The organism is Limnohabitans sp. Jir72 (assembly GCF_003063575.1).
Lineage (GTDB): Bacteria > Pseudomonadota > Gammaproteobacteria > Burkholderiales > Burkholderiaceae_C > Limnohabitans_A.
On the sequence record NZ_NESC01000006.1, the window covers coordinates 223,786 to 249,403 of the forward strand.

The window sequence follows — 25,618 nt, forward strand, 5'->3', positions numbered from 1 at the left end:
CAAATGGGACAACTCGACAACGCAAGGAGTGCTCGCCATGGGTAAGCTCGCACTCGCCGCCAAAATCACCCACGTGCCCAGCATGTACCTGAGTGAGATCCCTGGCCCGCGTTTTGGCACGCGCCAAAGCGCCATCGATGGCCACAAAGAAATCAGCCGCCGCTGCCGCGCCCTGGGGGTGGACACGCTGGTGGTGTTCGACACGCACTGGTTGGTCAACGCGAATTACCACATCAACTGCGCGCCGCACTTCAAGGGCAGCTACACCAGCAATGAGTTGCCGCACTTCATCAACCACATGGCTTTTGAGTCACCGGGCAACCCCGAGCTGGGGCACCTGCTGGCCAAAGTGGCCAACGCGCACGGCGTGGAAACGCTGGCGCACGACAACACCACGCTCGACCCCGAGTACGGCACGCTGGTGCCGCTGCGCTACATGAACGAAGACCAGCACTTCAAGGTGATCTCGGTGTCGGCCCTGTGCATGGTGCATTACCTGAACGACAGCGCACGTTTAGGTTGGGCCATGCGCGAGGCGGTGGAAAAGCATTACGACGGCAAGGTGGCCTTTCTGGCCAGTGGCTCGCTCAGTCACCGCTTTGCCCAAAACGGCTTGGCACCTGAATTCGCCCACAAGATCTGGAGCCCTTTTTTAGAGCAGCTCGACAAGCAGGTGCTGCAGATGTGGGGCAACCGCGAGTGGAAAGCGTTTTGCGAGATGCTGCCCGAGTACGCCAGCAAAGGCCACGGCGAAGGCTTCATGCACGACACCGCCATGCTGATGGGCGCTTTGGGCTGGACCGGCTACGACGGCGCGGCCGAGATCGTGACCCCTTACTTTGGGGCCAGCGGCACGGGTCAGCTGAATGCGATTTTTGAAGTGACGCCGCAAAAAGGCGAGCACATCCCGGTGGCGCAGGCCAGTAGCGTGCAAGGCTATACCGCTGTGAGCACCCGGTTATGAAGATGAGTTCTACCCGTAGGTCGGCGGCTTCAGCCCCGACATGGACCTTTGCCAAACCACGAACGTCGGACCTGAAGGTCCGACCTACAAAGACCTCGCCATGCCCCATCTTGTGATCCTCTACACCGGCCAGCTCGATGCCGAAGTCCACATGACCACGCTGTGCCGCCAGATGGCCGACGCCATGCTCACCGTGCAAGACGAAGCAGGCAAACAGGTTTTCCCCACGGGTGGCACGCGTGTGCTGGCTTACCCGGCGCCGCACTACGCCGTGGCCGATGGCGGCGCGGCGGGCCAGGCAGCAGGTGGCACGGGCGACTACGCCTTTGTGTACCTGAACGTGCGCATGGGCCGAGGCCGCAGCGAGGCCACCCAGCAAAGCGCTGGGCAGACATTGGTCGAGGTGGCCAAAGCCTTTTTTGCCCCCGTGATGGCGCAGCGCCACATCGGCATCACGTTGCAGATCGATGTTGGGCCTGAGGTGTTTGACGCCAAGCACAGCAACCTGCATCCGCTGTTCAACAAAACCTGATGGGCCCCTGACGAGATGCGGGCGCCGCGCCCTCGCGGCGATGACCCCTCAACACCCCTGAAACCATCGCGGCGAGGGCGCCGCTTCTACAGGAACACCATGTTTGACGACGCATTGATCCAGCAGCTCGCACACGAGCTCAACCAGTCCGAAAAATCCCGCGTGCAGATCGAGCACTTTTCCAAGCGCTTCCCGGGCATGACGATCGAAGACGGCTACCGCATCAACCGCGCCTGGATGCGGATCAAGTTCGCCGAGGGGCGCACCATGATCGGCCACAAGATCGGGCTGACGAGCCGAGCCATGCAGGTCTCGAGCCAGATCGACGAGCCGGACTACGGCACGCTGCTGGATGACATGCGCTACACCTGCACGCCCGGTCAGGTGCTGGACATTCCCTTCACCGATTTCATTGCCCCGCGTGTCGAGGTGGAACTGGCCTTCATCCTCAAGAAGGAACTGCGCGGCCCGAACGTGACCGTGCAGCAGGTGCTGGATGCCACCGACTACGTGACACCGGCGATTGAGATCATCGATTCGCGCATCGAACAGTTCGACCGCCACACCAAGGTCATGCGCAAGGTGTACGACACCATCAGCGACAACGCCGCCAATGCGGGCATCGTGCTCGGAGCCAATCGGGTCGACCCGCTGACCACCGACTTGCCCTGGTGCGGTGCGGTCTTGCGCCAAAACGGCGTGGTCGAAGAAACCGGCCTGGCAGCAGGCGTGCAAGGGCACCCGGCCGTGGGCATCGCCTGGCTGGCCAACAAGCTCGCGCCTTGGGGCGAGCACTTGCAAGCAGGGGAAATTGTTCTCGCCGGTTCATTCACCAAACCAGCGCTTGCCAAAGTGGGCGATGTGTTTGACGCCGACTACGGGCCGCTGGGCAAGTTGGAGTTCCGTTTTGTTTGAGGTTTTGCCTTCTGCACGCTCTAACGGGTGCCTGTCGCAACCGGGCTGGCGGCCCGGGCTCAGAGGCGCTTCGCTTTGCCACATCGCCCAAACCGCCAGCCCGGCCACGACAGGCCTTGGCGCATTCAAACAGGAAAACACACCATGCTGACACCCGTGAACACCTTCAAACAAGCCCTCAAAAACAAAAGCCCCCAGATCGGCCTGTGGATGGGCCTGGCCAGTGACTACAGCGCCGAAATTTGTGCGCTGGCCGGCTTCGACTGGCTGGTCATCGACGGCGAACACTCACCCAACAACCTGAGCAGCATCATCGCCCAGCTCAAGACGCTTGCCGCCTACCCGGGCAGCCATGCGGTGTGCCGCGTGCCCGTGGGTGACACGGCGCTCATCAAACAGTACCTGGACCTGGGCGCGCAAAACATCCTGGTGCCCATGGTCGACACGCCCGAACAAGCCGCGCAACTGGTGCAAGCCATGCGCTACCCGCAGAACGATGGTCAGGGCGGTGTGCGCGGCATGGCGGGCGCCCGTGCGTCGCGCTGGGGCCATTACACCGACTACTTCCAGCGCGCCAACGAAGAGGTTTGCCTCATCGTGCAGGTCGAGTCGCTCGAAGCGCTGAAGAACCTGGACGCGATTGCCAACACCCCCGGTGTGGACGGTGTGTTCATCGGCCCGGCCGACCTCTCGGCCAGCATGGGCCATGTGGGCAATGCCGCACACCCCGATGTGCAAGCCACCATTGCCGATGCCATCGCCCGTATCCTGAAGGCGGGCAAGGCCCCCGGTATCCTCACGCCCGATGAAAAACTGGCGCAACACTACCTGTCGCTGGGCGCCATCTTTGTCGCTGTGGGTTTGGACACGCAAATCCTGATGCGCCAGACCAGTGACTTGGCTGCGCGCTTCAAACAGGTGGTGTCGCCTGCGGTCACCCCCGGTCAAACCTACTGAAGCGGGCCGGCATGAGCACTGACAAAGCGCCCCGCAAATTCCGATCGGCCACGATCTACGAAGGCACGATCCGCGCCACCACGCGCAGCTTTTTGCATGCGCTGGGGCAGGATGAGGAAGACATCGCTCGCCCGCATGTGGGCGTGTTCCACACGGGCGGCGAGATGAGCCCCTGCAACCTCAACCTGCGTGATCAGGCTCAGCACGCCAAAACCGGCATTTATGCCGCTGGCGGCACGCCCCACGAGTGCCCGGTGATCTCGGTGTCCGATGGTCTGACCATGGCGCATTCGGGCATGCGTTTTTCGCTGATCTCGCGCGAGTTGATCGCCGACAGCGTGGAGGCCTCGGTGCGCGGCCACCAGTGGGACGGCATCTTTGGCATCGGGGCCTGCGACAAGAACTTGCCGGGCTTGATGATGGGCATGGTGCGCTGCAATGTGCCCAGCGTGTTCGTGCATGGCGGCTCGGCCTTGCCCGGCCAGATGCCCGGGGTGCATGGCCGTGACCTGAACGTGGTCGACACCTACGAAACCATAGGCAAGGTGCTGGCCGGTGACGCGACCCAGGACGAGCTGGACGCCATGAGCCGCGCCTGCCTGCCCACCGCAGGCGCTTGCGCTGGCCAATTCACCGCCAACACCATGGGCATGGTGTCCGAGGCGCTGGGCCTGGCCCCCATCGGGTCGAGCATGGTGCCTGCCGTCTTCAGCGAGCGCGCACCGATGCTGCGCCGCGCCGCCAAAACCCTGATGGCGGCAGTGATGGGCGACGCGCCCTTGCCGCGCGACATCGTCACGCGCCAGGCACTTGAAAACGCTTGCGCCGTGGTCTCCGCCACGGGCGGCTCGACCAATGCGGCGCTGCACATCCCGGCGATCGCCCACGAGGCGGGCATCCGCTTTCATTTGGACGATGTGGCCGAGGTGTTTGCCCGCACCCCGCTGATTGCCGACTTGCGGCCCGGTGGCCAATACCTGGCGCGCGACATGTTCTACATCGGTGGTGCAGGCGTGGTGCTGCGTGAGTTGCTGCGCACAGGCCATTTGCATGGCGATGTGCTCACCTATACCGGCCGCACCCTGGCGCAAGAGCTGGCCACGGCCAACGCGCCCGATGGCCAGGTGGTGCATTCGGTCGAGCAGGCCTTGTCGCTGGACGGGGGCCTGGCCGTGCTCAAAGGCAATCTGTGCCCGGATGGTGCGTTGCTCAAGACGGCTGGCCTCAAAACACTGGTGCACCAGGGGCCTGCGCGCGTGTTTGAATCCGAAGAACAGGCCCAGGCTGCGGTGCAGGCCATGCGCTACCAGCCAGGCGATGTGCTGGTGATCCGCAACGAAGGCCCCAAAGGCAGCCCAGGCATGCGTGAGATGCTGGGCATCACCGCTTTGCTCTATGGGCAAGGCATGGGCGACAAGGTGGCTTTGCTCACCGACGGACGGTTTTCGGGTGCTACGCGGGGCTTGTGCATCGGTTATGCAGGCCCTGAAGCGGCAGACCGGGGCCCAATTGCCGCGCTGCGCGATGGCGACATCATCACCATCGACGCACGGCCCGAGACGCGCAGCATTGCCGTGCAGCTGAGCGACGCCGAACTGGCGCAACGCCTGGCCCAGCTGCCTGCAGTGGCTGCGCCGCCGCTTGGCGGCTTGCTCGAAAAGTATGCTTTGACCGTCCGCCCCAGCCACCAAGGGGCGGTCACCCATTCCGGCGCAGTCCATTGGCTGCGCGATGAATCTTGATTTTTGTGCGTGTGTTTTAACTTCCAACAGGAGACTTCCATGAGCATTTCCCGTCGTCAATTCGTTCAATCCACCAGCGCTGGTGCTTTGCTGGCCAGCTTGGGCCAACAGGTCATGGCCCAGGCCCAGATTGAGAGCTTCAAGATCGTCACCGGCTTTGCCGCGGGCGGCACCTCGGACACCACCTGCCGCCGCGTGGCCACGCGCATGACCGGCACCTACGCCAAGGCCGCTGTGGTCGAAAACAAGACCGGCGCGGGCGGCCAGATCGCCATCCAATACGTCAAGAGCCAGCCGGCTGACGGCGCTACCATGCTGCAGACACCGACCTCGATGCTGACGATCTACCCGCACATCTACAAAAAGCTCAGCTACGACCCGGCCACCGACCTGAGCCCCGTGTCGATCGCTTGTGTGTTCGATTTCGGCTTTGCCGTGGGCCCTGCCGTGCCTGAGAGCGTCAAGAACATCAACGACTTCATGGCCTGGGCCAAGGCCAACCCGGCGCAGGCCAACTTTGGGTCGCCCGCCGCAGGGTCCACGCCGCACTTTGTGGGCGCCTTGCTGGGCCGCCATGCGGGTGTCGAGATCAAGCACGTGGCTTACCGCGGCACCCAACCGGCCATGTTGGACCTGCTGGGCGGCCAGATTGCCGCCGTCAGCGGCCCGATCGGCGACATCACCCAGCACCTGCCCACGGGCAAGGTCCGCATCCTGGCCACGTCCGGTGCCAAGCGCAACCGTTTTGCGCCCGATGTGCCCACCTATGCCGAGCAAGGCCTCAAGGACATGGTGCACAGCGAATGGTTCGCTTTCTTCCTGCCCGCCAAGGCAACGCCTGACGTGGTGGCACGCCTGAACGCTGCCGTCAAAGCTGCTCTCGCGTCCAAGGATGTGGTGGACGGCTTGGCCACCTTCGGTCTGGAAGCCTTGTCCAGCACGCCTGCCGAGTTGTCCGAGCTGATCCGCAAGGACACCGCCAAGTGGGCACCCATCGTCAAGACCATCGGCTTCACCGCCGAGGCTTGAGTTTTTGATCCTGTCTGGAGTTCGCGCCATGAATACCATTTTCAAATCTGTGCCCACCGATGTGCCTGCACCGGTCCACATGCACCCTGATGAATGGCAGGCGCGGCTCCAGCTGGCCAGCTGTTACCGCGTGTTTGCCATGCTCGGCTGGACCGAGATGATCTACAACCACATCACGCTGCGCCTGCCCGACAGCGTGACCGGTGGCGACAAGCAGTTTTTGATCAACCCCTTTGGCCTGCACTACAGCGAAGTCACCGCCAGCAACTTGGTCAAGATCAACATGCAAGGCGATGTGCTGGACGGCTCGTCCCACAAGGTCAACCCGGCAGGGTTCGTGGTCCATGCCACGCTGCATGCGGGCATTGAGGGCGCGCATTGCGTGATGCACACCCACACCACGGCGGGTGTGGCGGTGGCGTGCCTCAAAGACGGCCTCTCGCAAAGCAACTTTTATTCGGCGCAGCTGCACGACATGGTGGCGTACCACGATTTCGAGGGCATCACCATCCATGCCGAAGAGGGGCCGCGTGTCTTGCAAAGCATCGGCAACAAGCCCGCTGTGATCCTGCGCAACCACGGCCTTTTAACTTGGGGGCATACGTTGCCCCAGACCTTTGCGATCCTCTGGACACTGCAACGCGCCTGCGAAATCCAGCTGGCCACGCAGAGCATGGGCCAGCCCATCCCGGTGCCTGAAGCGGTGGCCGCCAATTGCACACGCGATGCGCTGCAGTTCAACCCCCACCACGGTGCGGGGCAAGACGTGTTTGACGCCTTGGTGCGTCAGGTGGACCGCATCGATACCGGGTGGCGCGCATGAACGCTGTCAACTTTCGCAAAGTCGCCATCGTGGGCGCAGGCGCCATCGGCGGTTGGATGGGTGTGCACCTGGCGCGTGCCGGTGCCCAAGTGAGCGTGCTGGCGCGTGGCGACACCTTGCAAGCCTTGCAAAAAAACGGTTTGCAGATGCACCAGGGCGGTGAACTGCACACCGTGCCGGTGGTGGCCAGCCAAGATGCGGTGGCACTGGGCGTGCAGGATCTGGTGGTGATCTCGGTCAAAGCGCCTGCTTTGGCTTCGGTGGCGGCGCAAGTGGGGCCGCTGATCGGCCCGCACACCGTCGTGCTGACGGCCATGAACGGTGTGCCCTGGTGGTTTTTGCAAGGCTTTGGCGGTCCGGTCGAAGGCCACTCCCTCAGCTCGGTGGACCCCCGCGGTGCCATTGCCCAAGCCTTGCCCGCCGCGCACATCATCGGTTGTGTGGTGCACGCCAGTTGTTCGGTTGATGCGCCGGGCGTGATCCGCCACCACTTTGGCGACGGGCTCATCGTGGGCGAACCTTCGGGCCAGCCCACAGCGCGTGTGCAGGCTTTGCATGCGCTGCTGCAAAAGGCTGGCTTCAATGCCACGCTGTCGCCACAGATTCAAAAAGACATTTGGTACAAGCTCTGGGGCAATATGACCGTCAACCCGGTCAGCGCCATCACCGGAGCGACCACCGACCGCATCCTCGACGACGATCTGGTGCGGGGCTTCATCTCGAACGTCATGCTGGAGGCCAAAGTGATTGGCGAGCGCATCGGCATCCCGATCGCGCAAGCCCCTGAGGACCGCCACGCCATGACCCGCAAGCTGGGCGCATTCAAGACCTCGATGCTGCAAGATGTTCAGGCGGGAAAGCCGGTGGAGCTCGATGCCCTGGTCAGCGCGGTGCGCGAGCTGGGTCAGCTGACGCAGGTGGCCACACCTTTCACCGATGCGCTGCTGGGTTTGAGTCGCCTGCATGCCAAGGGGCTGGGCCTGTACCCCGCACAATGAAGCCATGACGACCGCACGCAAAGCCCTGACGGGCACCGCCTTTGCCACACTGCTCTTGATCGCCTTCATGATGGGGGCCAACCATGTGGCGGCCCGTTTTGCGTTCAATAACGGCGTGGACGTGGTCACCGCCGTCAGCGCGCGCAGCAGCGTCACGGCTTTGGTGGTGGGCTTTGTACTTTGGCAGCAAAAAGTGTCTTTGACGACCACGCTGCGGCAAAAGAAATTCCTGCTGACCATTGGCGCGCTGATCGCAGTGCAAAGCGTGTGCCTGTATTCCTCGGTGGCCCGTTTGCCGGTGGCGCTGGCTTTGCTGGCTTTCAACACCTACCCACTGACCACGGCTTTTTGGGCCCGGATTTTGTATGGCCACAGGGCCGAACGCGCTGTGCTCATGGCCATGCCCTTGATGCTGATCGGGCTGGCGCTGGCGCTGGATGTGTTCGGCGCCGCGTCGGGCTTGGGCGCGGCGGCGCACTGGAGCCAGATTGGGGTGGGCATTGCATTTGCCCTGGCCGCTTCAGGCACCTTTGGTTTGGCCATGGTGCTCATGGAGCACGAAGCAGGGGGCCTGGACGGGCGCTTGCGCACGTTTTCGACCATGGGGCTGGTCGCGATTTTTTCGATCACCGCCGCCATGACGCAGGGCGGCTTTCACCTGCCTACAGCACCGCCGGGTTGGTGGGGTTTGGGCCTACTGAGCTTTTTGTACGGCACGGCCTTCACCATCATGTTCATGGTCCTGCCCAAGCTGGGCGTGGTGGGCAACTCGGCCATCATGAACGTGGAGCCGGTCTTCGCCTTGGTACTGGCTTGGGCATTGCTGGGCCAATCGATCGCGCCAATGCAGCTGGTGGGCGCTTTGGTGGTGGTGTCCACCGTCATGGGGCTGGGCTTGCGCAAGCGCTGAGCGCTTCAGGACTTTTTCAGTGCCAAAGCCTGCTCGTACAGCGCGTTTTTCGATTCGCCCGTGATCTCGGCCGCCAACTTCACGGCGGTTTTCAAGGGCAGCTCGGGCAGCAGCAATTGCAGCACCCGCAAGCCTTCGCCCGCCGTTTCGGCCACGGGCGCATCGTGCAGCACCAAGGCAAATTCGCCGCGCAGGCGTTCGGGTTTCTCCGCCAACCAAGCAGCGAAGTTTTGTGCGGCCACGGTTTCGATTTGTTCAAACTGCTTGGTCAACTCGCGCCCGATGGTCACGCGCCGCTGGCCCAACACCGCCAGGGCTTGGGCCAGGGCCTCTATGCGGTGGGGCGCTTCGAGCAGCACCACAGCGCGGGTTTCTTGCGCCAGTGCCTGCACAGCTTGCTGGCGCTCGCCTGCTTTGCTGGACAAAAAGCCGGTGAAGACAAAGCCCTGCTCGCCCGTCATGCCCGAGGCGCTGAGCACCGTGATCACGCTGCTGGCGCCGGGCAGGGGCAACACGCGGTAACCGGCCTGGCGTACCGCGGCGGCCAGGCGCGCTCCGGGGTCGCTGATGGCGGGGGTGCCTGCATCGCTCACATAAGCCACGCGCTCGCCCTGGGCCAGGCGGGCGATCACGGCTTGCGCTGCTTCGGCTTCGTTGTGCTGGTGCACGGCCAGCAGTTGGGCGCCCGGGCGGTCAATCCCGTAGGCGCGCAGCATCTGCTGGGTGTGGCGGGTGTCTTCGCAGGCGATGACGTCGACCTTTTGTAGCACATGCAAGGCGCGCAGGCTGATGTCGGCCAGGTTGCCAATCGGGGTGGCCACGACATACAGTGTGCTGGCCGGGTGGTTTTGCTGTCCGGCGGCGTCATTCGCGGCGGCAAGGGCTGGGGCGAAAGACGCAGACAAGGGAGACGGAGTCAATGCAATTCCTCAAAAAAGACACGGTGCGCAGCACCACCACCAAGGCCCGCGGAGATGCGGGCGAAGACGAGGCACTGGCCTATTTGCAAGAACGCGGTTTGCGTCTGCTTCAGCGCAATTATCGGACCCCTGGCCGAGGGGGCGGTGAAATTGACCTGATCATGCAGACGCCCGACGGCACGGTGGTGTTTGTCGAGGTGCGCAAACGCAGCCGCAATGATTTCGGCGGTGCGGCGGCCAGCGTGAGTTTTCAAAAGCAAAGGCGCATCGTGTTTGCGGCAAACCATTACCTGCTGCGCTGGCGGCGATTGCCGCCGACCCGCTTTGATGTGGTCACGATTGAGGCACAAGGACCTCAGTGGTTGCCAGCAGCCTTCGACGCCGCTTGAATGACGTACGGCAAGTCACCAAAAATCAGGGGAAATGCCCCGGTGAAGTGTGGAGGGGCGGTTATCATCCCCAGCCATGTTAGACCAGCGCATTCAACAGCATTTCATCGACAGTGCCGACCTGCACTACCAAGTGGCCGAGGCTTTGGCCAAGCCGGTGGATGCGGCCGTCCAGGCGGTGCTCGCTTGCGTGACCGGCGGCGGCAAAGTGCTCACTGCCGGCATGGGCGCTTCGTCGGCCATGGCCCAGTACTTGGCCTTGTTGTTGGTGGGGGGGTTTGAGCGCAGTCGCCCAGGCCTGGCAGCCATGGCCCTGGCCTCGGATGGGTTGATGGCTTCAGCCTGGCCAGATGGCAGGGCCTTGGCGCTTCAAGTGCGTGCTTTGGGGCAGACCGGCGATGTGCTGGTGCTGATCAGCGCCGATGGTGAAGAGGGTGCCTTGGTCGAGGCCGTGCAAGCGGCCCATGAGCGCGAGATGACCGTGCTGGCTTTGACGGGCCAAAACGGCGGCGGTTTGGGCCGCCAATTGCGTGAGACCGATGTGCACGTGTGCGTGCCCCACGATCGGGTGGCGCGAATTCGCGAAGTGCAGCACCTGGTGCTGCACTGTTTGTGCGATGCAATAGACACCCAGTTGTTGGGTGAACAGGAGCCTGTTTAAATGAAACGCAATTTGCAATCGCTGGTCTTGACCAGCACTTTGGCTGTAGTGGCCCTGTCGGGCTTGCCCGCATGCGCCCCCTTGTTGGTGGGCGGCGCGGTCATGACAGGTGTGGTGGCCACGGACCGCCGCACCACCGGCTCGCAAGTCGAGGACGAAGGCATCGAGATCAAGGTGGCCAGCGCCGTTCGCCAAGAGTTGGGTGACAGCGTGCATTTGAACGTGACCAGTTACAACAAGCGCGTGTTGATGTCGGGTGAAGTTCGAACGCAAGCCCTCAAGCAGCGTGCAGAGAAGTTGGCTCAAAGCCAGGAGAATGTGGGCGAAGTCATCAACGATCTGGCGGTGACTTTGCCCAGCAGCCTGGCTCAGCGCTCCAAAGACACCATCATCACAGGGCAGGTGAAGGCTGCATTTCTGGATGCCAAAGACTTGCAGGTCAACACCCTCAAGGTGGTCACTGAGCGAGGCATTGTCTATTTGATGGGGCGCGTGACTCCTCGTGAGGCCAAGCGTGCCACGGATGTTGCCCGCACAATTGGTGGCGTGACCAAAGTGGTCCGTGTGTTTGAGGAAATATCAGAAGCTGAACTTCAGCGCTTGAGTCGAGCAACGCAGTCTCAATGACCGGTAGGTCATGAAAATCCGAATCTCGAGTTGAATAGAAGTTGACTGCTGTCAGCAGCGCTGCTGCTGACAGCAGTCCGTCATCACCTCTTGCCGCTGCCATCCAACTTGTAGATGTGCGGGCCTTCACCCACCGACAACAAACCGGCGTGCGCGTAAATGCCCAGCTTGGCGCGGGTGTCCACGATGTCCAGGTTGCGCATGGTCAGCTGGCCGATGCGGTCCAGCGGGCTGAACGGGGCGTCTTCCACTTTTTCCATCGACAAACGCTCTGGGGCGTAAGTCAGGTTGGCCGACTCGGTGTTCAGGATGCTGTAGTCGTTGCCACGGCGCAGCTCCAGCGTCACGGTGCCGGTCACGGCGCGGGCCACCCAGCGCTGGGCGGTTTCGCGCAGCATGATGGACTGTGGGTCGAACCAGCGGCCTTGGTACAACAGGCGGCCCAAGCGCAGGCCGTTGATGCGGTACTGCTCGATGGTGTCTTCGTTGTGGATGCCGGTGACCAAACGCTCGTAAGCGATGTGCAGCAGCGCCATGCCGGGGGCTTCGTAGATGCCGCGGCTCTTGGCTTCGATGATGCGGTTTTCGATCTGGTCGCTCATGCCCAGGCCGTGGCGTCCGCCGATTTCGTTGGCCTTGAGGAACAGTTCGACCGGGTCGGCGTATTCCACGCCGTTCAGGGCCACGGGCATGCCTTCTTCAAAGCGCACGCTCACTTCTTCGGCCTTGACCTCGACTTCGGGTTTCCAGAACGCCACGCCCATGATGGGGTTGACGATCTTCATGCCGCTTTGCAGGCTTTCCAGGTCTTTGGCTTCGTGGGTCGCACCCAGCATGTTGCTGTCGGTGGAGTAGGCCTTTTCGGCGCTCATCTTGTAGCCAAAGCCGTTGGCGGTCATGAAGGCGCTCATTTCGGCGCGGCCACCCAGTTCGTCGATGAACAGCTGGTCCAGCCAAGGCTTGTAGATCTTGAGGCTCGGGTTGGTCAGCAGGCCGTAGCGGTAAAAGCGCTCGATGTCGTTGCCCTTGAAGGTGCTGCCGTCGCCCCAGATGTTGACGTCGTCTTCCTTCATGGCGGCCACCAGCATGGTGCCGGTCACCGCGCGACCCAGCGGGGTGGTGTTGAAGTAGGTGATGCCACCGGTGCTGATGTGGAAAGCACCGCACTGGATGGCGGCAATGCCTTCGTGGGCCAGCTGGGTGCGGCAGTCGACCAGGCGGGCTTTTTCAGCGCCGTATTCCATCGCCTTGCGGGGAATCTCGTTGTAGTCGGACTCGTCAGGCTGGCCCAGGTTGGCGGTGTAGGCGTAGGGCAGGGCGCCCTTTTGCTTCATCCACAGCAGGGCAGCAGACGTGTCCAGGCCGCCCGAAAAGGCGATACCAACTTTTTGCCCTTTGGGCAGGTTTTGCAGGATGGTGCTCATGAGGGGATCAACCGAAGTGGCAGATGTAGTGGTAGGGCTCCGTCACACGGATCTCGAACTTGGAGTTGCCGGGGATGCTGAACTCTTCGCCTGCGCTGGACTTGAGCCATTCGTTGCTGCCGTCGAGCTTATATTCGCAGGAGCCGCCCACGCATTCCATGATCTCAGGTGCGCCGGTGTTGAAGGTCAGGGTCGCGGGCAAGATCACGCCCACCGACAGTTTGGTGCCGTCTGGCAGGGTCAGGCCGTGGCTGACGCATTTGCCGTCAAAGTAAACATTGGCTTGGGTGTTGACGGAGACGCCGTCGATGGTTTGGGTGGTCATGGTGTGTATCGGGTAGAACGAGTCTGAAAATGAAACAGGGGCCTGATGCGGCCCCTGCTTGGCGGGTCAAACGATCAACCCGAGATTTTAGGTCAGATGAGATCGGACTCATCTGAGCCCATTAACGCCAGTGGCCGTGACGGTAGCCACCGCCCCAGCCCCACCCGAAATTGAGGTTGGTGTAAATGGGCGGGTAACTGCGGTAGACGGGCGCTGGTAGATAGACCACAGCAGGCTGGGTCATCACGGTCTGGGCGGGCATGACCACAGTGGACGAGGGTACGGTCGCTTGGGTCATGCCCATCGGGCTGACTTGCAATTGGATGGTCGGACCGGGGTCTTGAGGCAATTGCACGGTGAATTGTTTTCCAGCGTATTCATAAACCACGTTGTAGCCGACCAGACGGTTTTCCATGAAGTTCTGGGTGGTGCAGCTGGTTTGGTTTTGTACTTGGCTGCCGGGGTTTTCGACCCGATCGCCCATGATGGAGCCGCCCACCACCCCGACCATGGTGGCCAGGGCTTGACCTGAACCGCCGCCAATCTGACTGCCCAGGGCACCGCCCGCGATAGCGCCCATCAAGGCTCCCGCACCCGATGTGGGGTTTTGCACCATCACTGGGGTTTGGCTACAGGTTTGGCGAGGCACGGCGACTTGTTGGTAAACGGCAGCGCGTGAAATCACTTGCCCGACTTCCTGGGCTTGGACCAGGCTGGCCGTGGCCAACAAAAGTGTGGTTACCAATGTTTTCATGGTGCATCTCTCTGTCAAATCGTGGATGACGAGTTTAGCGGGGGACAAGGCGCTTGTGCATTGCTGGCAAGTAAAGTTGCCTCAAGCCCCATCCCGGCGCTTGAGGCATCAAGCAGGCCATTGCTCAGGCGTGAACCCGACGGTGATTTTCCCCGAGGGCCAGGCGATCACCGGCCGCTTGATGGTGCTGGCGTGCTCCAGCATGACGGCTTTGGCGCTGGCGGCATCGGTCACGTTCGCTTGCACGGCGGCGTCGAGCTTGCGCCAAGTGGTGCCTTTGCGGTTGAGCACGGTTTCCCAGCCGCAAGCGGCCATCCAGGCGTCCAATGCATCGGCAGGCACGCCTTGCTTCTTGAAATCGTGGAATGAGGGGTTCATGCCTTGGCCGCTCAGCCAGGCGCGGGCTTTTTTGACGCTGTCGCAATTCGGAATGCCGTAAACAATGAGGTTCATGAGGGATGTAGGTCGGTGAAAGTGTCGGTAGTGGGCGACAATCGCCGCCTATGAAGACTCTACAGGAATGGCTCGACTGGTGCGAGCAACTACACCCCGTGGCCATTGACATGGGGCTGGACCGTGTGAAAACCGTCGCCGACCGCATGGCATTGAAGTTCGACTGCCCGGTCATCACCGTGGCTGGCACCAACGGTAAAGGGTCGACCTGCGCCATGCTGGAAGCCATCTTGCTGCAGGCCGGTTACCGCACGGGCGTTTATACCTCGCCGCATTTGGTGCATTTTGAAGAGCGTTGCCGTGTGCATGGTGAGTCGGCCAGTGCCGAGCAGTTTGCGCAGGCTTTTGCCGCCGTCGAGGCGGTTCGTGGCGATGTGAGCCTGACCTATTTCGAGTTCAGCACCCTGGCCATCCTGCACCTGATGGCCCAGTCGAATCTGGATGTGGCCATTTTGGAAGTGGGTTTGGGCGGCCGTCTGGATGCCGTCAACATCATCGACGCCGACTGTGCTGTGATCACCAGCATCGACATCGACCACACCGCCATTTTGGGCAAGGACCGCGAGAGTATCGGTTTAGAAAAGGCTGGCATCATGCGCGCCGGCCGTCCTGTCATCGTGAGTGACCCCGTGCCACCGCAAACTGTGATCGACCATGCCGTAGCCATCGGCGCAGACCTGTGGCGTTTCGGCCAGGACTTCAATTTTTCAGGCGACAAGCTGCAGTGGGCTTGGGCGGGCCGGGGGCGCCGCTATGCCGGCATGGCTTACCCGGCTTTGCGCGGGGCCAACCAGCTGGTCAACGCCTCGGGCGTGCTGGCGGCACTCGACGCTTTGCGCCCACGCATTCCGGTGACGGCGCAAGCGGTGCGCAATGGTCTGGCCTTGGTTGAGCTGCCCGGCCGTTTCCAGATCGTTCCGGGCGAGCCTGTTTTGGTGCTGGATGTGGCGCACAATCCGCATTCGGTGGCGGCTTTGGCCGAGAACCTCGATGCCATGGGCTTTTACCCCACCACCCATGCGGTGCTGGGGGCCATGTCCGACAAGGACTTGCTGCCCATGCTGCAGCGGGTCAACCCCTTGATTGACCGCTGGTATTTCACCGATTTGCCCACTCCCAGGGGGGCCAAAGCGGTCGATTTGCAGCAGGCGTGGACTGCGCAAAATATCCGCCATGATGTGGCGTCGAGTGTTCATCCCGACCCCATGAGTGCTTTGCAGGCGGCCATCAATGCGGCAGACCCGACTGATAGAATTGTTGTCTTTGGCTCGTTCTACACCGTGGGCGGTGTGCTGCAAAACGGCACCCCGCGCCTGCAAGCCAAACACCTCAGTTCCTGAGCACCCGCCATGGCTTTTTTCAAGTTCCGTTTTACCGGTGATCACGCTGCTGATGAAGCTGTGGCGTCGGCGGCCAATCAAAATCTCGAAGTTGTGCGTCGCAGAGCACGGCATCGTTTGATTGGGGCTGTGGTTTTGGTATTGATCGCTGTTGTAGGTTTTCCACTGGTTTTTGATACTCAACCTCGCCCTGTGGCGGTGGATACACCTATCGTGATTCCGGATCGTCAGGCGGTGATGCCTTTGACATCTCCTGCTGCCGTACCTGCAGCGCAGGCACCGGCCAATCCTTTGAAAACAACGCCGCAAGAATTATCAACGCGGGCGGCTTTGGATCCCAGCGAGGAAGTTGTGACGGCACCGGCCAGTGCCCACCCTAATGCTGTTGTCAATGAAGCCAATTTCAAGCCGGAAGCACCCATAGAAAAGCCAAAAGAAAAACAGACCGAGAAAGCCAAGGAAAAGGTGTTGGAGATTCACAGCAAAGACGATGGTGGTAAAGCCAAAGCTTTGCTGGAAGGCAAGGCGGCCTCTTCTGAGCGCTTGATCATTCAAGTCGGGGCATTCACGGATGTCAACAAAGTGCGCGATGTCCGTCGCAAACTGGAAGATGCTGGTTTGAAAACCTACACACAGATTGTGGACGGTAAGGATGGCAAGCCCACCACGCGGGTTCGCTTGGGGCCATACGATAGCCGCGATGAGGTCGAAAAAGTGCTTGCACGCATCCGCAAGCTGAATTTGTCACCTGCCGTGTTGAAGATTTGAGATGACGCTCTCCATCATTGACTGGTTGTTGCTGGGGGTGTTATGCGCATCCATGCTCGTCGGTTTGTGGCGCGGTTTGGTTTATGAAGTGCTGTCATTGTCTGGTTGGGTGTTTGCATTCTTTCTTGCCCAGTGGTTGGCGACCGATGTGATTGTCTGGATTCCATTTGTGCAAGGTGCTGCAGCATCGGTTCAATATGCGGCGGCTTACGTGGTGGTATTTGTGGCCGTATTGTTTGCTTCGGCCTTGCTGTCATGGCTGGTCAAGAAATTGGTCGAGTCGGTGGGTTTGCGTCCTGTGGACCGTGCATTGGGTGGCGCTTTTGGCTTGGCTCGTGGTCTGGTGCTGTTGTTGGCGATGACCGTGGTTTTTCAGTTGACAGGCCTGTCTAGGAGCGACTGGTGGAAAAACGCCAAGGGGCCAGTCTTTCTGGACATGACAGTTCTGGGGCTGAAGCCTTTGATGCCTGAGTCCATTGTGAGATTTTTGCCTTGACGCTGATCGGGCCATTTTAATTTTTAACGGAAATACTTATGTGTGGAATTGTTGGCGTTGCAAGCAGCGCACCGGTCAATCAGCTGATTTATGACGCCTTGCTGCTCTTGCAGCACCGTGGCCAGGATGCGGCAGGCATCGTCACGCAACTCGATCGCAAGTTTTTCATGCACAAGGCCAAAGGCATGGTGCGTGATGTCTTTCGTACCCGCAACATGCGTGCGCTGCCTGGCAATTGCGGCTTGGGTCAGGTGCGTTACCCGACAGCAGGCAATGCCTTCAGCGAAGAAGAAGCGCAGCCTTTTTATGTGAACGCGCCGTTTGGCCTGGTGTTGGTGCACAACGGCAACCTGACCAACGCCCACGCCTTGAAGGCCGAGTTGTTCTCCAACGACCACCGCCACATCAACACCGAGAGCGACTCCGAGGTTTTGCTCAACGTGCTGGCGCACGAGCTTGAAAAAACCACCCGTGGTTTGCCGCTGACGCCCAATGATGTGTTTGAAGCCGTGCGTGGCGTGAACCGCCGCGTCAAAGGCTCTTATGCCGTGATCGCCCTGATCGCCGGGCATGGCTTGCTGGCTTTCCGTGATCCCCACGGTATTCGCCCTTTGTGCATGGGCCGCAGCGCGGACGGCACGGTCATGCTGGCCAGTGAGTCGGTCGCTTTGGACGGCACGATGCACCAGTTCGAGCGCGATTTGGCACCGGGTGAAGCCATATTTGTGGACCTGCAAGGTCAGTTGCACAGCCAGATGTGCGCCGACAAAGCGCAGCTAAGCCCTTGCATTTTTGAATACGTGTACCTGGCTCGTCCTGATTCGACCATGGACGGCATCTCGGTCTACCAGGCCCGTTTGAATTTAGGCGAAACCCTGGCCAAGCGCGTGATCTCGACAGTGCCCCCAAGCGACATCGATGTGGTGATTCCTATCCCCGAGTCCAGCCGCCCCAGCGCCATGCAGCTGGCCCAGTTGCTGGGCATCCCGTACCGCGAGGGTTTTGTGAAAAACCGCTACGTGGGCCGCACCTTCATCATGCCCGGCCAGTCGGTGCGCAAGAAATCCGTGCGCCAAAAGCTCAACACCATCGTGAGCGAGTTCAAGGGCCGCAATGTGCTGCTGGTGGACGACTCCATCGTGCGCGGCACCACCAGCCGCGAGATCGTGCAGATGGCGCGAGACGCCGGTGCCAACAAGGTCTACATGGCCAGTGCGGCGCCCCCGGTGCGTTATCCCAACGTGTACGGCATTGACATGCCCACGGCTGAAGAGTTGGTCGCGCATGGCCGCAGCATCGAAGAAATCCGCCAGATCATTGGCTGCGATGCCTTGATTTACCAGGACGTGGACGCCATGAAGAGCGCCGTGGCCCAGGCCCGTGTGTCGGGTGCTGGTGCTGGCGCTTTGTCGGCCTTTGACGCCTCGTGTTTTGACGGTGTCTATGTCACGGGGGACATTTCTTCCGACGACATCAGCCGCCTGAACGAATCCCGTCCTCAGACAGAAGAGGGTGCCGAAGACAATTCGCGTTTGGCTTTGCCCAACGCCAGCGAGTGAGGTGAGACATGGTTGACCGTTCGCAATTTGACGATTTGCATCTGGAAACCTTGGCCGTGCGTGCCGCCGTGCCGCCCAGCCAGTATGGCGAAAACTCCGAAGCCCTGTACCTGACCAGTGGTTATGTGCAGCCCTCGGCCGAAGCCTCGGCACGTCGCTTCGCCGGTGAAGAAGAGGGCTACACCTATGGTCGCTCGGGCAACCCGACGGTCAGCAGTTTCGAGATGCGTTTGGCGGCGCTGGAAGGCACGGAGGCCTGCCTGGCCACTTCGTCAGGCATGTCGTCTGTGATGCTGATGTTGTTCAGCTTGCTCAAGTCGGGCGACCACGTGGTCTATTCGCAGTCGATGTTCGGCTCGACCATCAAGTTGATCGGCTCCGAGTTCGCGCGTTTTGGCGTGGAGTCCACCACCGTGCCGCAAACCGACCTGGCGGCCTGGAAAGCGGCGATCCGTCCCAACACCAAAATCCTGTTTGCCGAGACTCCAACCAATCCGCTGACCGAGGTGTGTGACATTGCTGCCTTGGCCGATCTGGCGCACAACGCGGGCGCCCTGCTGGCTGTGGACAACTGCTTTGCCACGCCCATCTTGCAGCGCCCAGTGGCCATGGGGGCGGACATCATCATGCACTCGGGCACCAAGTACCTCGATGGCCAGGGCCGTGTCATGGCCGGTGCTTTGTGCGCGAGCGACAAGATGGTCAGGGAAAAGTTTCTGCCCGTCATGAAAAACGGTGGCATGGTGTTGTCGCCCTTCAATGCTTGGGTGGTGCTCAAAGGGCTGGAGACGCTGGACATCCGCATGCGGGCACAAAGCGCCCGCGCGCATGAGATGGCCCTTTGGCTTGAGCGTCACCCTGCTGTGGCGCGTGTCTATTACCCTGGCTTAGAAAGCCATCCGCAGTACGCTTTGTCGATGCAGCAGATGTCGGGCATGGGCGGTGCGGTGCTGTCCTTTGATGTGAAAGCGGGTGACCCGCAAACAGCCCGTGCACGGGCCTTCCATGTGCTCGACAGTTTGAAAACCCTGTCGCTGTGCACCAACCTGGGCGACACCAAAACGTTGCTCACGCACCCGGCCAGCACTTCGCACGGCAAGCTCAGCGAAGACCAGCGCCAGGCCGCGGGCATCACGCAGGGCTTGATCCGCATGGCGGTGGGCTTGGAGCATGTGGCCGACATGCAGGCCGATCTGGCCCGAGGCCTCGAAACCCTTTGATGTGTATTCAGGGCCCCGATGGGGCCCTTCTTGAGTTGAAACCATGACGAAAATCCGCACCCGCATCGCCCCGTCTCCCACGGGGTTTCTGCATTTGGGCACTGCCCGCACCGCTTTGTATTCTTGGGCTTATGCCCGTCACTACGGCGGCGAGTTTGTGCTGCGCATCGAAGACACCGATGTGGCCCGCTCTACGCAGGACTCGGTGGACCAAATTCTGGAGTCCATGCACTGGTTGGGCTTGGGCTACGATGAAGGCCCGATTTACCAAATGCAGCGCCTGGCGCGTTATCAGGCGGTGATCGACCAGATGCTGGCCGCGGGTACGGCCTACCGCTGCTACTGCACGCCCGAAGACCTGGAGGCGATGAAGGCTGCTCAGGAAGCGCGTGGCGAAAAGCGTTTGTATGACCGCACCTGGCGTCCCGCACCGGGCAAGGTTTTGCCGCCCATTCCTGCGGGCGTCAAGCCGGTGATCCGCTTTGCCAATCCGGTGGACAGCGTGGTGACTTGGGATGACCTGGTCAAAGGCCCGATCAGCATCAGCAACACCGAGATCGATGACCTGATCATCCAGCGTGCGCCTGAAGATGGTGCACCAGTGGGCACCTTAGGTGTGCCCACCTACAACTTTGCGGTGGTGATCGACGATTGGGACATGGCCATCAGTCACGTCTTCCGGGGCGATGAGCACATCAACAACACGCCGTGGCAGATCAACATGTACCGCGCTCTTGGCGCTGAGCTGCCACAGTTCGGTCACCTGCCTGTTATTTTGGGCGATGACGGTCAGAAACTGTCCAAACGTCGTGGCGCGGTGGCGGTCTCCAACTACGATGAAGCCGGTTACCTGCCTGAAGCCATGAACAATTACCTGGCCCGCCTGGGCTGGAGCCATGGGGATGACGAACTGTTCAGCCTCGATCAGATGGTGCAGTGGTTCGACGGCACCCATTTGTCCAAAAGCCCCGCGCAGTGGGATGCGGCCAAATTGGCCTGGGTCAATGCCCAGCACCTCAAAGGCATGGACGATGCCGCTTTGGCAGTCAAAGTTCAACCCTTCTTGGCCAAGCTCGGCGTGACAGCCGATGAACGCCTGACCGCCATTTGCGGTTTGTTCAAAGACCGATGCGACACTTTGGTGGTGTTGGCCAAGTGGGTGAGTGCCTTTTATGCAGAAGTTGTGCCCAACCCGGAAGAAAAAGCCCAGCATGTGACCGACGCGGTCAAACCGGCCTTGGCATTGCTTGCTGAAAAGTTGGCTGTGTGCGCATGGGACAAGGCGTCGATTTCAGCCGCGATCAAGGACGTGTTGGCGGCAACGGGCCTCAAAATGCCGCAGATCGCCATGCCGGTGCGTGTGCTGGTAATGGGCACTGCACAGACACCTTCTTTGGATGCTGTACTTTCTTTGAATAAACGCGAAAAAATTCTCGCCAGTTTGCAAAATGCCTAAAAACCTGTCTATAATTCAAGTCTCGACACCAACGAGGCATAACAAATAAGCAGAAACGCTAAAATGTTGTACCAAAGGGGGTATAGCTCAGCTGGGAGAGCGCTTGCATGGCATGCAAGAGGTCAGCGGTTCGATCCCGCTTACCTCCACCAAAGTGTCGAGAAGATTCGCAAGAATCAGTCCAGGTTATGACCCTATCGTCTAGAGGCCTAGGACATCACCCTTTCACGGTGAGTACCGGGGTTCGAATCCCCGTAGGGTCGCCAAGTTTGTAGCACTTGGCTTCAACACAAGTTGAAGCAAAGCTATCTACCAGGAGTGGTAGTTCAGTTGGTTAGAATACCGGCCTGTCACGCCGGGGGTCGCGGGTTCGAGTCCCGTCCACTCCGCCATAAAGATAAACCCCTGTTAATCTATGATTAACAGGGGTTTTTTCTTGACGATTTCAGGAATTGATCTCGGATGAATTTTTTTCGTATTCAGCGCGTGTTTGAGTCCTACGGTGTCCAGCGACCACAGCACTCACATTTTTCAGGCTGAGGCGGCAGCTCATTGCCCACAAGTTTTGCAGAAAGTTGCGTTGCAACTTCGCTCGAGAAACGACAAAGGCTTCGTTCGCAAGATGGCTAAGTGATTGTTTTAGTGGGTGAAGGCAATGTTTGTGACTGTATCCGTGATAAAAAGGCTTGGCATCGTTGCATGCAAAGTACAAGTACTGAGGCTCGGTACTCACCATCAGGAAGCATGCAGTTCTACTTGGCGGCCTGCGATCAGGGCAGTGAAAAAGCCATTGAACCATTGCATGTTGACTGGTTTGGCCATGAAAATAGTACCTTCTGGCAGACCGCCCCGCGCGGCAATGTCTTCTTGAGACAAAGCAGAAATCACCAAACAAGTCATGCGGTTGAATTGAGGGGTGTGCCGGATCGTGCGCAGAAGTTCAAAACCATCCACTCCAGGCATGTTCAGATCTGCGATCAGCACATCAGGCTGGATACTGGCCATGTCGATGAGGGCCTCCAAGCCTGAGGACATCGCGGTGCAATCAACAGGCGTTTCACAGCGATTGCAGAAATCTTTGAGCATGTCACGTGTGACCGCATCGTCTTCTACCAGCAATACTTTCAGTCTGCCTTCCCGGCTTTCGTTGGGCGACATCAGCATATTGTGTTTGCGCTGATACTCCCGAATCGAAGGCATGGAGATGCGCCTGTGTCCGCCTTGGGTCTTCCATGCTTGAAGCTCATTTTTTTCGACCAAGGTCTGAATGGTTCCCACTGACAGTCCAAGCAGTTTGGCTGCATAGGTTGTGCCACAGTAGTCTTGCAGGGTGTCGTGTGGTAGGTGTGTTTGCATGGGCCTATTTTAATGATAAAAATGGCAAATGGAATACTAAATATTTCCAATGATGGGTATTTGAGTCAAAATAAAACAAAATGAAACAAAAAAGACATCCACTTGCCTGAATAGAGTTTCTATGGTCTCGCCCGCGACAAAGTTTTGCGGGCCCAGCGCATGGTCGGCGTTTAACATGTCTTCTACCCATCAGGAGATTGTTGATGTCCGCCCATGACGCTGTATGGCCTGCGCGCCTACCCGCCAAAATCACGCCGCCCGCCACATCCTTGTGGATGAATCTGGCCATCAGTGCGCTGCGTTACCCTGATAAACCCGCATTGGTTTATCTGGGCACGGTCATCACATACCGCCAGTTGTTGAGCGAGGCAGAAAAAATGGCGTCTGCCTTGGCGGTGTTGGGTGTGCAAGCGGGCGATCGCGTGGTGCTCAACATGCAAAATTGTCCACAACTGGTGATCACACATTTCGCCATATTGCGACTCGATGCGGTGGTGGTGCCCGTCAACCCGATGAACAAGGCAGAAGAACTCAAACACTACATCACTGACCCCGATACTTGTGTAGCCGTGACCACTGCTGATTTGGCACCAGATCTGGCGCAGGCCAGCAATGCGTTGCCTGCACAACAACAATTGAAACACTTGGTGGTTACCCAATTTTCTGACGTGTTTGAGCCTGAAGCGCTCACGCCACAAGATTTGCCAGAGGCTTGGCGCGCATGGTTGATGCCTATTCGTGATTTGCCGGTATTGGTTTCGGGTCAAGCGCACGCATGGCAAACCTTGATGCGCATGGATTTGGCAACAACATTACCGCCAGTCAAAGCCGGGCCTGATGATTTGGCAGTGCTGCCTTACACCAGTGGCACAACGGGCCTGCCCAAGGGGTGTATGCACACGCATGGCACGATCATGCACAACGCCATGGCCAGTGGTTTGTGGGGTAACGGCACACCTGAAAACGTGACCTTGTGTGTGGTTCCTATGTTTCACATCACAGGCATGGTCAGTGTGATGCACGCCAGCATATTCTTGGGTGCCAGTCTGGTCATCATGCCTCGGTGGGACCGTGATGCGGCTGGTCATTTGATTTCCAAATGGGGCGTCACGCACTGGACCAATATTCCGACCATGGTCATCGATTTGTTGGGCAGTTCGAATTTACAAAATTACGATCTGACCAGTCTGACCTATATAGGCGGGGGTGGCGCAGCCATGCCCGAGGCTGTGGCACAACGTCTGCTGGACCAGTTTGGGCTGCGTTATGTTGAAGGCTATGGCCTGACAGAAACCGCAGCCCCCTCTCACACCAATCCGCCTGATGCGCCCAAGAAGCAATGCCTCGGCATTCCGTTCATGAGCGTGACATCGCGTATCGTGGACCCCGAAACCTTGGTTGAGTTGCCAGTTGGTGAGTCTGGTGAGATTGTCACCAGTGGGCCCCAAGTCTTCAAGGGCTATTGGAAGCGACCAGATGCCACCGCGAGTGCATTTTTCGAACGTGATGGTTTGTCGTTCTTTCGAACCGGCGACATGGGGCGAGTGGACGAAGAGGGATATTTCTTCATGACCGACCGCTTGAAGCGCATGATCAACGCCAGCGGTTTCAAAGTCTGGCCTGCCGAGGTCGAGGCGCTGATGTTCCGACACCCGGCCATTCAGGAGGCCTGCATCATCGCCACGCGAGACGCATACCGGGGCGAGTCCGTCAAGGCGGTCGTGGTTTTGCGCCAAGACCACAAGGGCCAAATCACAGAGCAAGACATCATCGACTGGTGTCGTGAGAACATGGCGGTTTACAAAATGCCCCGCGCGGTGAGTTTTGTCGATGCACTGCCAAAAAGCGGTAGCGGAAAAGTCATGTGGCGGGCGCTCCAAGAGGCTGAAATGGCCATTTTGGACCCACAAACCAAAGCTTGAGTGAAGTCCTCAGTCAGATTGGAATCCCGCGCGAATGAGCCTGAAACTTTCCATCCTCGACCAGTCTGCTGCCGCCTCCGGACGTGGGCAGGACGAGACCATTCGCCAAACGCTGGCGCTGGCCCAGCAAGCTGAGGCCTGGGGCTACCACCGCTTTTGGGTGAGCGAGCACCATAGCCACCCCAGCATCGTGGGCACGTCGCCTGAGGTCTTGATGGCCGCCATTGCGGCGCGCACGCAGCGCATCCGCTTGGGCAGCGCGGGCGTGATGCTGCCGCATTACTCGGCGCTCAAGGTGGCCGAGCAGTTTCGCGTGCTCGATGCCCTGGCCCCGGGCCGCATCGATTTGGGCGTGGGCCGTGCGCCGGGCAGCGATGGACGCACAGCCCAGCTGCTCAACCCCGACCGCAACGCCTCGGAGCGTTTTCCGCAGCAAGTGATGGAACTGCAAGCCTGGGTCAAGGGCCAGAACCTGCCGCCCAGTCACCCCGGGCACAACGTGTACGCCTATCCGCAGTCGCACACTTCGCCCGACGTCTGGATGTTGGGCAGTTCTGACTATGGCGCTCAGCTGGCAGCGCATCTGGGGCTGCCTTATGCGTTTGCCTACTTCATCACCGACGGTCAGGGCGCTGACGAAGCGCTGCAGATTTACCGCGAGACCTTCCGCCCCAGTGCGAGTCTGGCCAGGCCTTATGCGGCTCTGTGCGTGTGGGCGTTGGCCGCGGACACCGACGAAGAAGCGCTGCGGCTGTTTGAAAGTCGTGCCCGCTGGAAGATGGACCGCAACCTGGGCCGCATCGGCGCGCTCTTGCCACCCGAAGAAGCGTCGCGCGATTACAGCCCGGCAGAGCAGTTTGCGTTGCAGCGACTGCGCGAAGGGGCGCTGATCGGCTCGGCCGCCACCGTCGGCCGCAAGCTGCGCCAACTGGCCGCACGCCTGGAAGTTGATGAACTGGTGGTCATCACTTGGACACATGACCCTGCCGCCCAAATGCGTTCTTACGAGCTGCTCGCCCAAGAATTTGCATTGACGGCAAACTCTTCGCTTTGAATTTTTAACCCAAGGATTTTTGAC

General features: G+C 60.1%; 26 protein-coding genes and 3 tRNA genes. 23 read left to right on the top strand and 6 right to left on the bottom strand.

All coding sequences use genetic code 11. The features are described 5' to 3' along the window. Nucleotides 1–37 precede the first annotated feature (37 nt). The 9 genes from hpaD to B9Z52_RS10520 all read left to right on the top strand — a co-directional run bounded on the left by hpaD (nucleotide 38) and on the right by B9Z52_RS10520 (nucleotide 8,870). Entirely contained in the window at nucleotides 38–964 is a 927-nt protein-coding gene (gene hpaD, locus B9Z52_RS10480) for a 3,4-dihydroxyphenylacetate 2,3-dioxygenase (protein WP_108413783.1), read from the top strand. A gap of 100 nt (nucleotides 965–1,064) precedes the next feature. After that, on the top strand, nucleotides 1,065–1,496 hold the full coding sequence (locus B9Z52_RS10485; RefSeq protein ID WP_108413863.1) for a 5-carboxymethyl-2-hydroxymuconate Delta-isomerase: 432 nt from the start codon (nucleotides 1,065–1,067) through the stop codon (nucleotides 1,494–1,496). A gap of 99 nt (nucleotides 1,497–1,595) precedes the next feature. After that, entirely contained in the window at nucleotides 1,596–2,411 is an 816-nt protein-coding gene (gene hpaH, locus B9Z52_RS10490) for a 2-oxo-hept-4-ene-1,7-dioate hydratase (protein WP_108413784.1), read from the top strand. Nucleotides 2,412–2,555: 144 nt separating this feature from the next. Continuing rightward, nucleotides 2,556–3,368 (top strand): aldolase/citrate lyase family protein, encoded by an 813-nt coding sequence (locus tag B9Z52_RS10495; RefSeq protein WP_108413785.1) that lies wholly within the window; start codon nucleotides 2,556–2,558, stop codon nucleotides 3,366–3,368. An 11-nt stretch (nucleotides 3,369–3,379) separates the two neighbouring features. Continuing rightward, nucleotides 3,380–5,110 carry a dihydroxy-acid dehydratase gene (gene ilvD, locus B9Z52_RS10500; RefSeq protein WP_108413786.1) on the top strand — a complete coding sequence of 577 codons (1,731 nt, stop codon included), beginning with the start codon at nucleotides 3,380–3,382 and terminating at the stop codon, nucleotides 5,108–5,110. Nucleotides 5,111–5,149: 39 nt separating this feature from the next. Further along, a complete protein-coding gene (locus B9Z52_RS10505) occupies nucleotides 5,150–6,139 on the top strand; it encodes a Bug family tripartite tricarboxylate transporter substrate binding protein (RefSeq protein WP_108413787.1) in 990 nt (329 codons plus the stop codon). A 28-nt stretch (nucleotides 6,140–6,167) separates the two neighbouring features. Next, the gene (locus tag B9Z52_RS10510) at nucleotides 6,168–6,962 is read left to right on the top strand and encodes a class II aldolase/adducin family protein (RefSeq protein WP_108413788.1); all 795 of its coding nucleotides are present in this window, start codon (nucleotides 6,168–6,170) and stop codon (nucleotides 6,960–6,962) included. Beyond that, a complete protein-coding gene (locus B9Z52_RS10515; RefSeq protein WP_108413864.1) occupies nucleotides 6,959–7,960 on the top strand; it encodes a 2-dehydropantoate 2-reductase in 1,002 nt (333 codons plus the stop codon). Before B9Z52_RS10510 ends, B9Z52_RS10515 begins: the two co-directional genes overlap by 4 nt. A 4-nt stretch (nucleotides 7,961–7,964) precedes the next feature. Beyond that, nucleotides 7,965–8,870: an EamA family transporter gene (locus tag B9Z52_RS10520; RefSeq protein ID WP_108413789.1), complete on the top strand. Its 906-nt coding sequence runs from the start codon at nucleotides 7,965–7,967 to the stop codon at nucleotides 8,868–8,870. Nucleotides 8,871–8,875: 5 nt separating this feature from the next. On the opposite strand, the gene rsmI is transcribed toward B9Z52_RS10520, so the two are convergent. Further along, nucleotides 8,876–9,775, bottom strand: a complete 900-nt coding sequence (rsmI, locus tag B9Z52_RS10525; protein WP_108413790.1) for a 16S rRNA (cytidine(1402)-2'-O)-methyltransferase — start codon at nucleotides 9,773–9,775, stop codon at nucleotides 8,876–8,878. 14 nt (nucleotides 9,776–9,789) lie between these two features. On the opposite strand from rsmI, the gene B9Z52_RS10530 reads away from it, so the two are divergent. From B9Z52_RS10530 to B9Z52_RS10540, 3 genes are all read left to right on the top strand, one after another. After that, nucleotides 9,790–10,179: a YraN family protein gene (locus B9Z52_RS10530; protein WP_108413791.1), complete on the top strand. Its 390-nt coding sequence runs from the start codon at nucleotides 9,790–9,792 to the stop codon at nucleotides 10,177–10,179. A 76-nt stretch (nucleotides 10,180–10,255) separates the two neighbouring features. Further along, entirely contained in the window at nucleotides 10,256–10,840 is a 585-nt protein-coding gene (locus B9Z52_RS10535; protein ID WP_108413792.1) for an SIS domain-containing protein, read from the top strand. Beyond that, on the top strand, nucleotides 10,841–11,467 hold the full coding sequence (locus B9Z52_RS10540) for a BON domain-containing protein (protein ID WP_108413793.1): 627 nt from the start codon (nucleotides 10,841–10,843) through the stop codon (nucleotides 11,465–11,467). A gap of 83 nt (nucleotides 11,468–11,550) precedes the next feature. On the opposite strand, the gene argG is transcribed toward B9Z52_RS10540, so the two are convergent. The 4 genes from argG to B9Z52_RS10560 form a co-directional block, all read right to left on the bottom strand. Next, the gene (argG, locus tag B9Z52_RS10545) at nucleotides 11,551–12,891 is read right to left on the bottom strand and encodes an argininosuccinate synthase (RefSeq protein ID WP_108413794.1); all 1,341 of its coding nucleotides are present in this window, start codon (nucleotides 12,889–12,891) and stop codon (nucleotides 11,551–11,553) included. Nucleotides 12,892–12,898: 7 nt separating this feature from the next. Beyond that, nucleotides 12,899–13,216: a pyrimidine/purine nucleoside phosphorylase gene (locus B9Z52_RS10550; RefSeq protein ID WP_108413795.1), complete on the bottom strand. Its 318-nt coding sequence runs from the start codon at nucleotides 13,214–13,216 to the stop codon at nucleotides 12,899–12,901. 121 nt (nucleotides 13,217–13,337) lie between these two features. After that, the gene (locus tag B9Z52_RS10555; RefSeq protein WP_108413796.1) at nucleotides 13,338–13,970 is read right to left on the bottom strand and encodes a glycine zipper 2TM domain-containing protein; all 633 of its coding nucleotides are present in this window, start codon (nucleotides 13,968–13,970) and stop codon (nucleotides 13,338–13,340) included. A 108-nt stretch (nucleotides 13,971–14,078) separates the two neighbouring features. Next, entirely contained in the window at nucleotides 14,079–14,423 is a 345-nt protein-coding gene (locus B9Z52_RS10560; protein WP_108413797.1) for an arsenate reductase, read from the bottom strand. Nucleotides 14,424–14,473: 50 nt separating this feature from the next. Between B9Z52_RS10560 and folC the strand changes: the two genes are divergently transcribed. The 9 genes from folC to B9Z52_RS10605 all read left to right on the top strand — a co-directional run bounded on the left by folC (nucleotide 14,474) and on the right by B9Z52_RS10605 (nucleotide 21,654). Further along, the gene (gene folC / locus B9Z52_RS10565; protein WP_108413798.1) at nucleotides 14,474–15,763 is read left to right on the top strand and encodes a bifunctional tetrahydrofolate synthase/dihydrofolate synthase; all 1,290 of its coding nucleotides are present in this window, start codon (nucleotides 14,474–14,476) and stop codon (nucleotides 15,761–15,763) included. Between the two features lie 9 nt (nucleotides 15,764–15,772). Beyond that, a complete protein-coding gene (locus B9Z52_RS10570; protein ID WP_108413799.1) occupies nucleotides 15,773–16,531 on the top strand; it encodes an SPOR domain-containing protein in 759 nt (252 codons plus the stop codon). Nucleotide 16,532: 1 nt separating this feature from the next. Further along, nucleotides 16,533–17,027, top strand: a complete 495-nt coding sequence (locus B9Z52_RS10575) for a CvpA family protein (RefSeq protein WP_108413800.1) — start codon at nucleotides 16,533–16,535, stop codon at nucleotides 17,025–17,027. 38 nt (nucleotides 17,028–17,065) lie between these two features. Beyond that, a complete protein-coding gene (purF, locus tag B9Z52_RS10580; protein ID WP_108413801.1) occupies nucleotides 17,066–18,586 on the top strand; it encodes an amidophosphoribosyltransferase in 1,521 nt (506 codons plus the stop codon). 8 nt (nucleotides 18,587–18,594) lie between these two features. Further along, nucleotides 18,595–19,806, top strand: coding sequence for an O-succinylhomoserine sulfhydrylase (locus tag B9Z52_RS10585; RefSeq protein ID WP_108413802.1), 1,212 nt, complete (start codon nucleotides 18,595–18,597; stop codon nucleotides 19,804–19,806). Between the two features lie 43 nt (nucleotides 19,807–19,849). After that, a complete protein-coding gene (gltX, locus tag B9Z52_RS10590; RefSeq protein WP_108413803.1) occupies nucleotides 19,850–21,262 on the top strand; it encodes a glutamate--tRNA ligase in 1,413 nt (470 codons plus the stop codon). Nucleotides 21,263–21,338: 76 nt separating this feature from the next. Further along, nucleotides 21,339–21,414: transfer RNA gene (locus tag B9Z52_RS10595), tRNA-Ala, on the top strand. A gap of 38 nt (nucleotides 21,415–21,452) precedes the next feature. Further along, nucleotides 21,453–21,528 (top strand) — tRNA-Glu (locus B9Z52_RS10600). A 49-nt stretch (nucleotides 21,529–21,577) separates the two neighbouring features. Next, nucleotides 21,578–21,654 (top strand) — tRNA-Asp (locus B9Z52_RS10605). A 343-nt stretch (nucleotides 21,655–21,997) separates the two neighbouring features. Here B9Z52_RS10605 and B9Z52_RS10610 read toward each other — a convergent pair. Then, nucleotides 21,998–22,618: a response regulator gene (locus B9Z52_RS10610; protein ID WP_108413804.1), complete on the bottom strand. Its 621-nt coding sequence runs from the start codon at nucleotides 22,616–22,618 to the stop codon at nucleotides 21,998–22,000. Between the two features lie 203 nt (nucleotides 22,619–22,821). Between B9Z52_RS10610 and B9Z52_RS10615 the strand changes: the two genes are divergently transcribed. Further along, a complete protein-coding gene (locus tag B9Z52_RS10615) occupies nucleotides 22,822–24,540 on the top strand; it encodes a long-chain fatty acid--CoA ligase (protein WP_108413805.1) in 1,719 nt (572 codons plus the stop codon). Nucleotides 24,541–24,574: 34 nt separating this feature from the next. Continuing rightward, complete coding sequence (locus B9Z52_RS10620; protein ID WP_199222079.1) at nucleotides 24,575–25,594, top strand: LLM class flavin-dependent oxidoreductase; 1,020 nt, start codon at nucleotides 24,575–24,577, stop codon at nucleotides 25,592–25,594. The last annotated feature ends 24 nt before the right edge of the window (nucleotides 25,595–25,618 follow it).

Bases quoted from the DNA above. Each gene is read 5' to 3' on its own strand.
- B9Z52_RS10560 (WP_108413797.1), bottom strand. From the start codon at position 14,423: ATGAACCTCATTGTTTACGGCATTCCGAATTGCGACAGCGTCAAAAAA.
- B9Z52_RS10515 (WP_108413864.1), top strand. From the start codon at position 6,959: ATGAACGCTGTCAACTTTCGCAAAGTCGCCATCGTGGGCGCAGGCGCC.
- B9Z52_RS10485 (WP_108413863.1), top strand. From the start codon at position 1,065: ATGCCCCATCTTGTGATCCTCTACACCGGCCAGCTCGATGCCGAAGTC.
- gltX (WP_108413803.1), top strand. From the start codon at position 19,850: ATGACGAAAATCCGCACCCGCATCGCCCCGTCTCCCACGGGGTTTCTG.
- B9Z52_RS10550 (WP_108413795.1), bottom strand. From the start codon at position 13,216: ATGACCACCCAAACCATCGACGGCGTCTCCGTCAACACCCAAGCCAAT.
- B9Z52_RS10620 (WP_199222079.1), top strand. From the start codon at position 24,575: ATGAGCCTGAAACTTTCCATCCTCGACCAGTCTGCTGCCGCCTCCGGA.
- B9Z52_RS10495 (WP_108413785.1), top strand. From the start codon at position 2,556: ATGCTGACACCCGTGAACACCTTCAAACAAGCCCTCAAAAACAAAAGC.
- hpaD (WP_108413783.1), top strand. From the start codon at position 38: ATGGGTAAGCTCGCACTCGCCGCCAAAATCACCCACGTGCCCAGCATG.
- B9Z52_RS10540 (WP_108413793.1), top strand. From the start codon at position 10,841: ATGAAACGCAATTTGCAATCGCTGGTCTTGACCAGCACTTTGGCTGTA.
- folC (WP_108413798.1), top strand. From the start codon at position 14,474: ATGAAGACTCTACAGGAATGGCTCGACTGGTGCGAGCAACTACACCCC.
- B9Z52_RS10615 (WP_108413805.1), top strand. From the start codon at position 22,822: ATGTCCGCCCATGACGCTGTATGGCCTGCGCGCCTACCCGCCAAAATC.
- B9Z52_RS10610 (WP_108413804.1), bottom strand. From the start codon at position 22,618: ATGCAAACACACCTACCACACGACACCCTGCAAGACTACTGTGGCACA.
- B9Z52_RS10530 (WP_108413791.1), top strand. From the start codon at position 9,790: ATGCAATTCCTCAAAAAAGACACGGTGCGCAGCACCACCACCAAGGCC.
- hpaH (WP_108413784.1), top strand. From the start codon at position 1,596: ATGTTTGACGACGCATTGATCCAGCAGCTCGCACACGAGCTCAACCAG.
- B9Z52_RS10505 (WP_108413787.1), top strand. From the start codon at position 5,150: ATGAGCATTTCCCGTCGTCAATTCGTTCAATCCACCAGCGCTGGTGCT.
- B9Z52_RS10510 (WP_108413788.1), top strand. From the start codon at position 6,168: ATGAATACCATTTTCAAATCTGTGCCCACCGATGTGCCTGCACCGGTC.
- B9Z52_RS10535 (WP_108413792.1), top strand. From the start codon at position 10,256: ATGTTAGACCAGCGCATTCAACAGCATTTCATCGACAGTGCCGACCTG.
- B9Z52_RS10520 (WP_108413789.1), top strand. From the start codon at position 7,965: ATGACGACCGCACGCAAAGCCCTGACGGGCACCGCCTTTGCCACACTG.
- B9Z52_RS10575 (WP_108413800.1), top strand. From the start codon at position 16,533: ATGACGCTCTCCATCATTGACTGGTTGTTGCTGGGGGTGTTATGCGCA.
- B9Z52_RS10555 (WP_108413796.1), bottom strand. From the start codon at position 13,970: ATGAAAACATTGGTAACCACACTTTTGTTGGCCACGGCCAGCCTGGTC.
- B9Z52_RS10570 (WP_108413799.1), top strand. From the start codon at position 15,773: ATGGCTTTTTTCAAGTTCCGTTTTACCGGTGATCACGCTGCTGATGAA.
- argG (WP_108413794.1), bottom strand. From the start codon at position 12,891: ATGAGCACCATCCTGCAAAACCTGCCCAAAGGGCAAAAAGTTGGTATC.
- ilvD (WP_108413786.1), top strand. From the start codon at position 3,380: ATGAGCACTGACAAAGCGCCCCGCAAATTCCGATCGGCCACGATCTAC.
- B9Z52_RS10585 (WP_108413802.1), top strand. From the start codon at position 18,595: ATGGTTGACCGTTCGCAATTTGACGATTTGCATCTGGAAACCTTGGCC.
- purF (WP_108413801.1), top strand. From the start codon at position 17,066: ATGTGTGGAATTGTTGGCGTTGCAAGCAGCGCACCGGTCAATCAGCTG.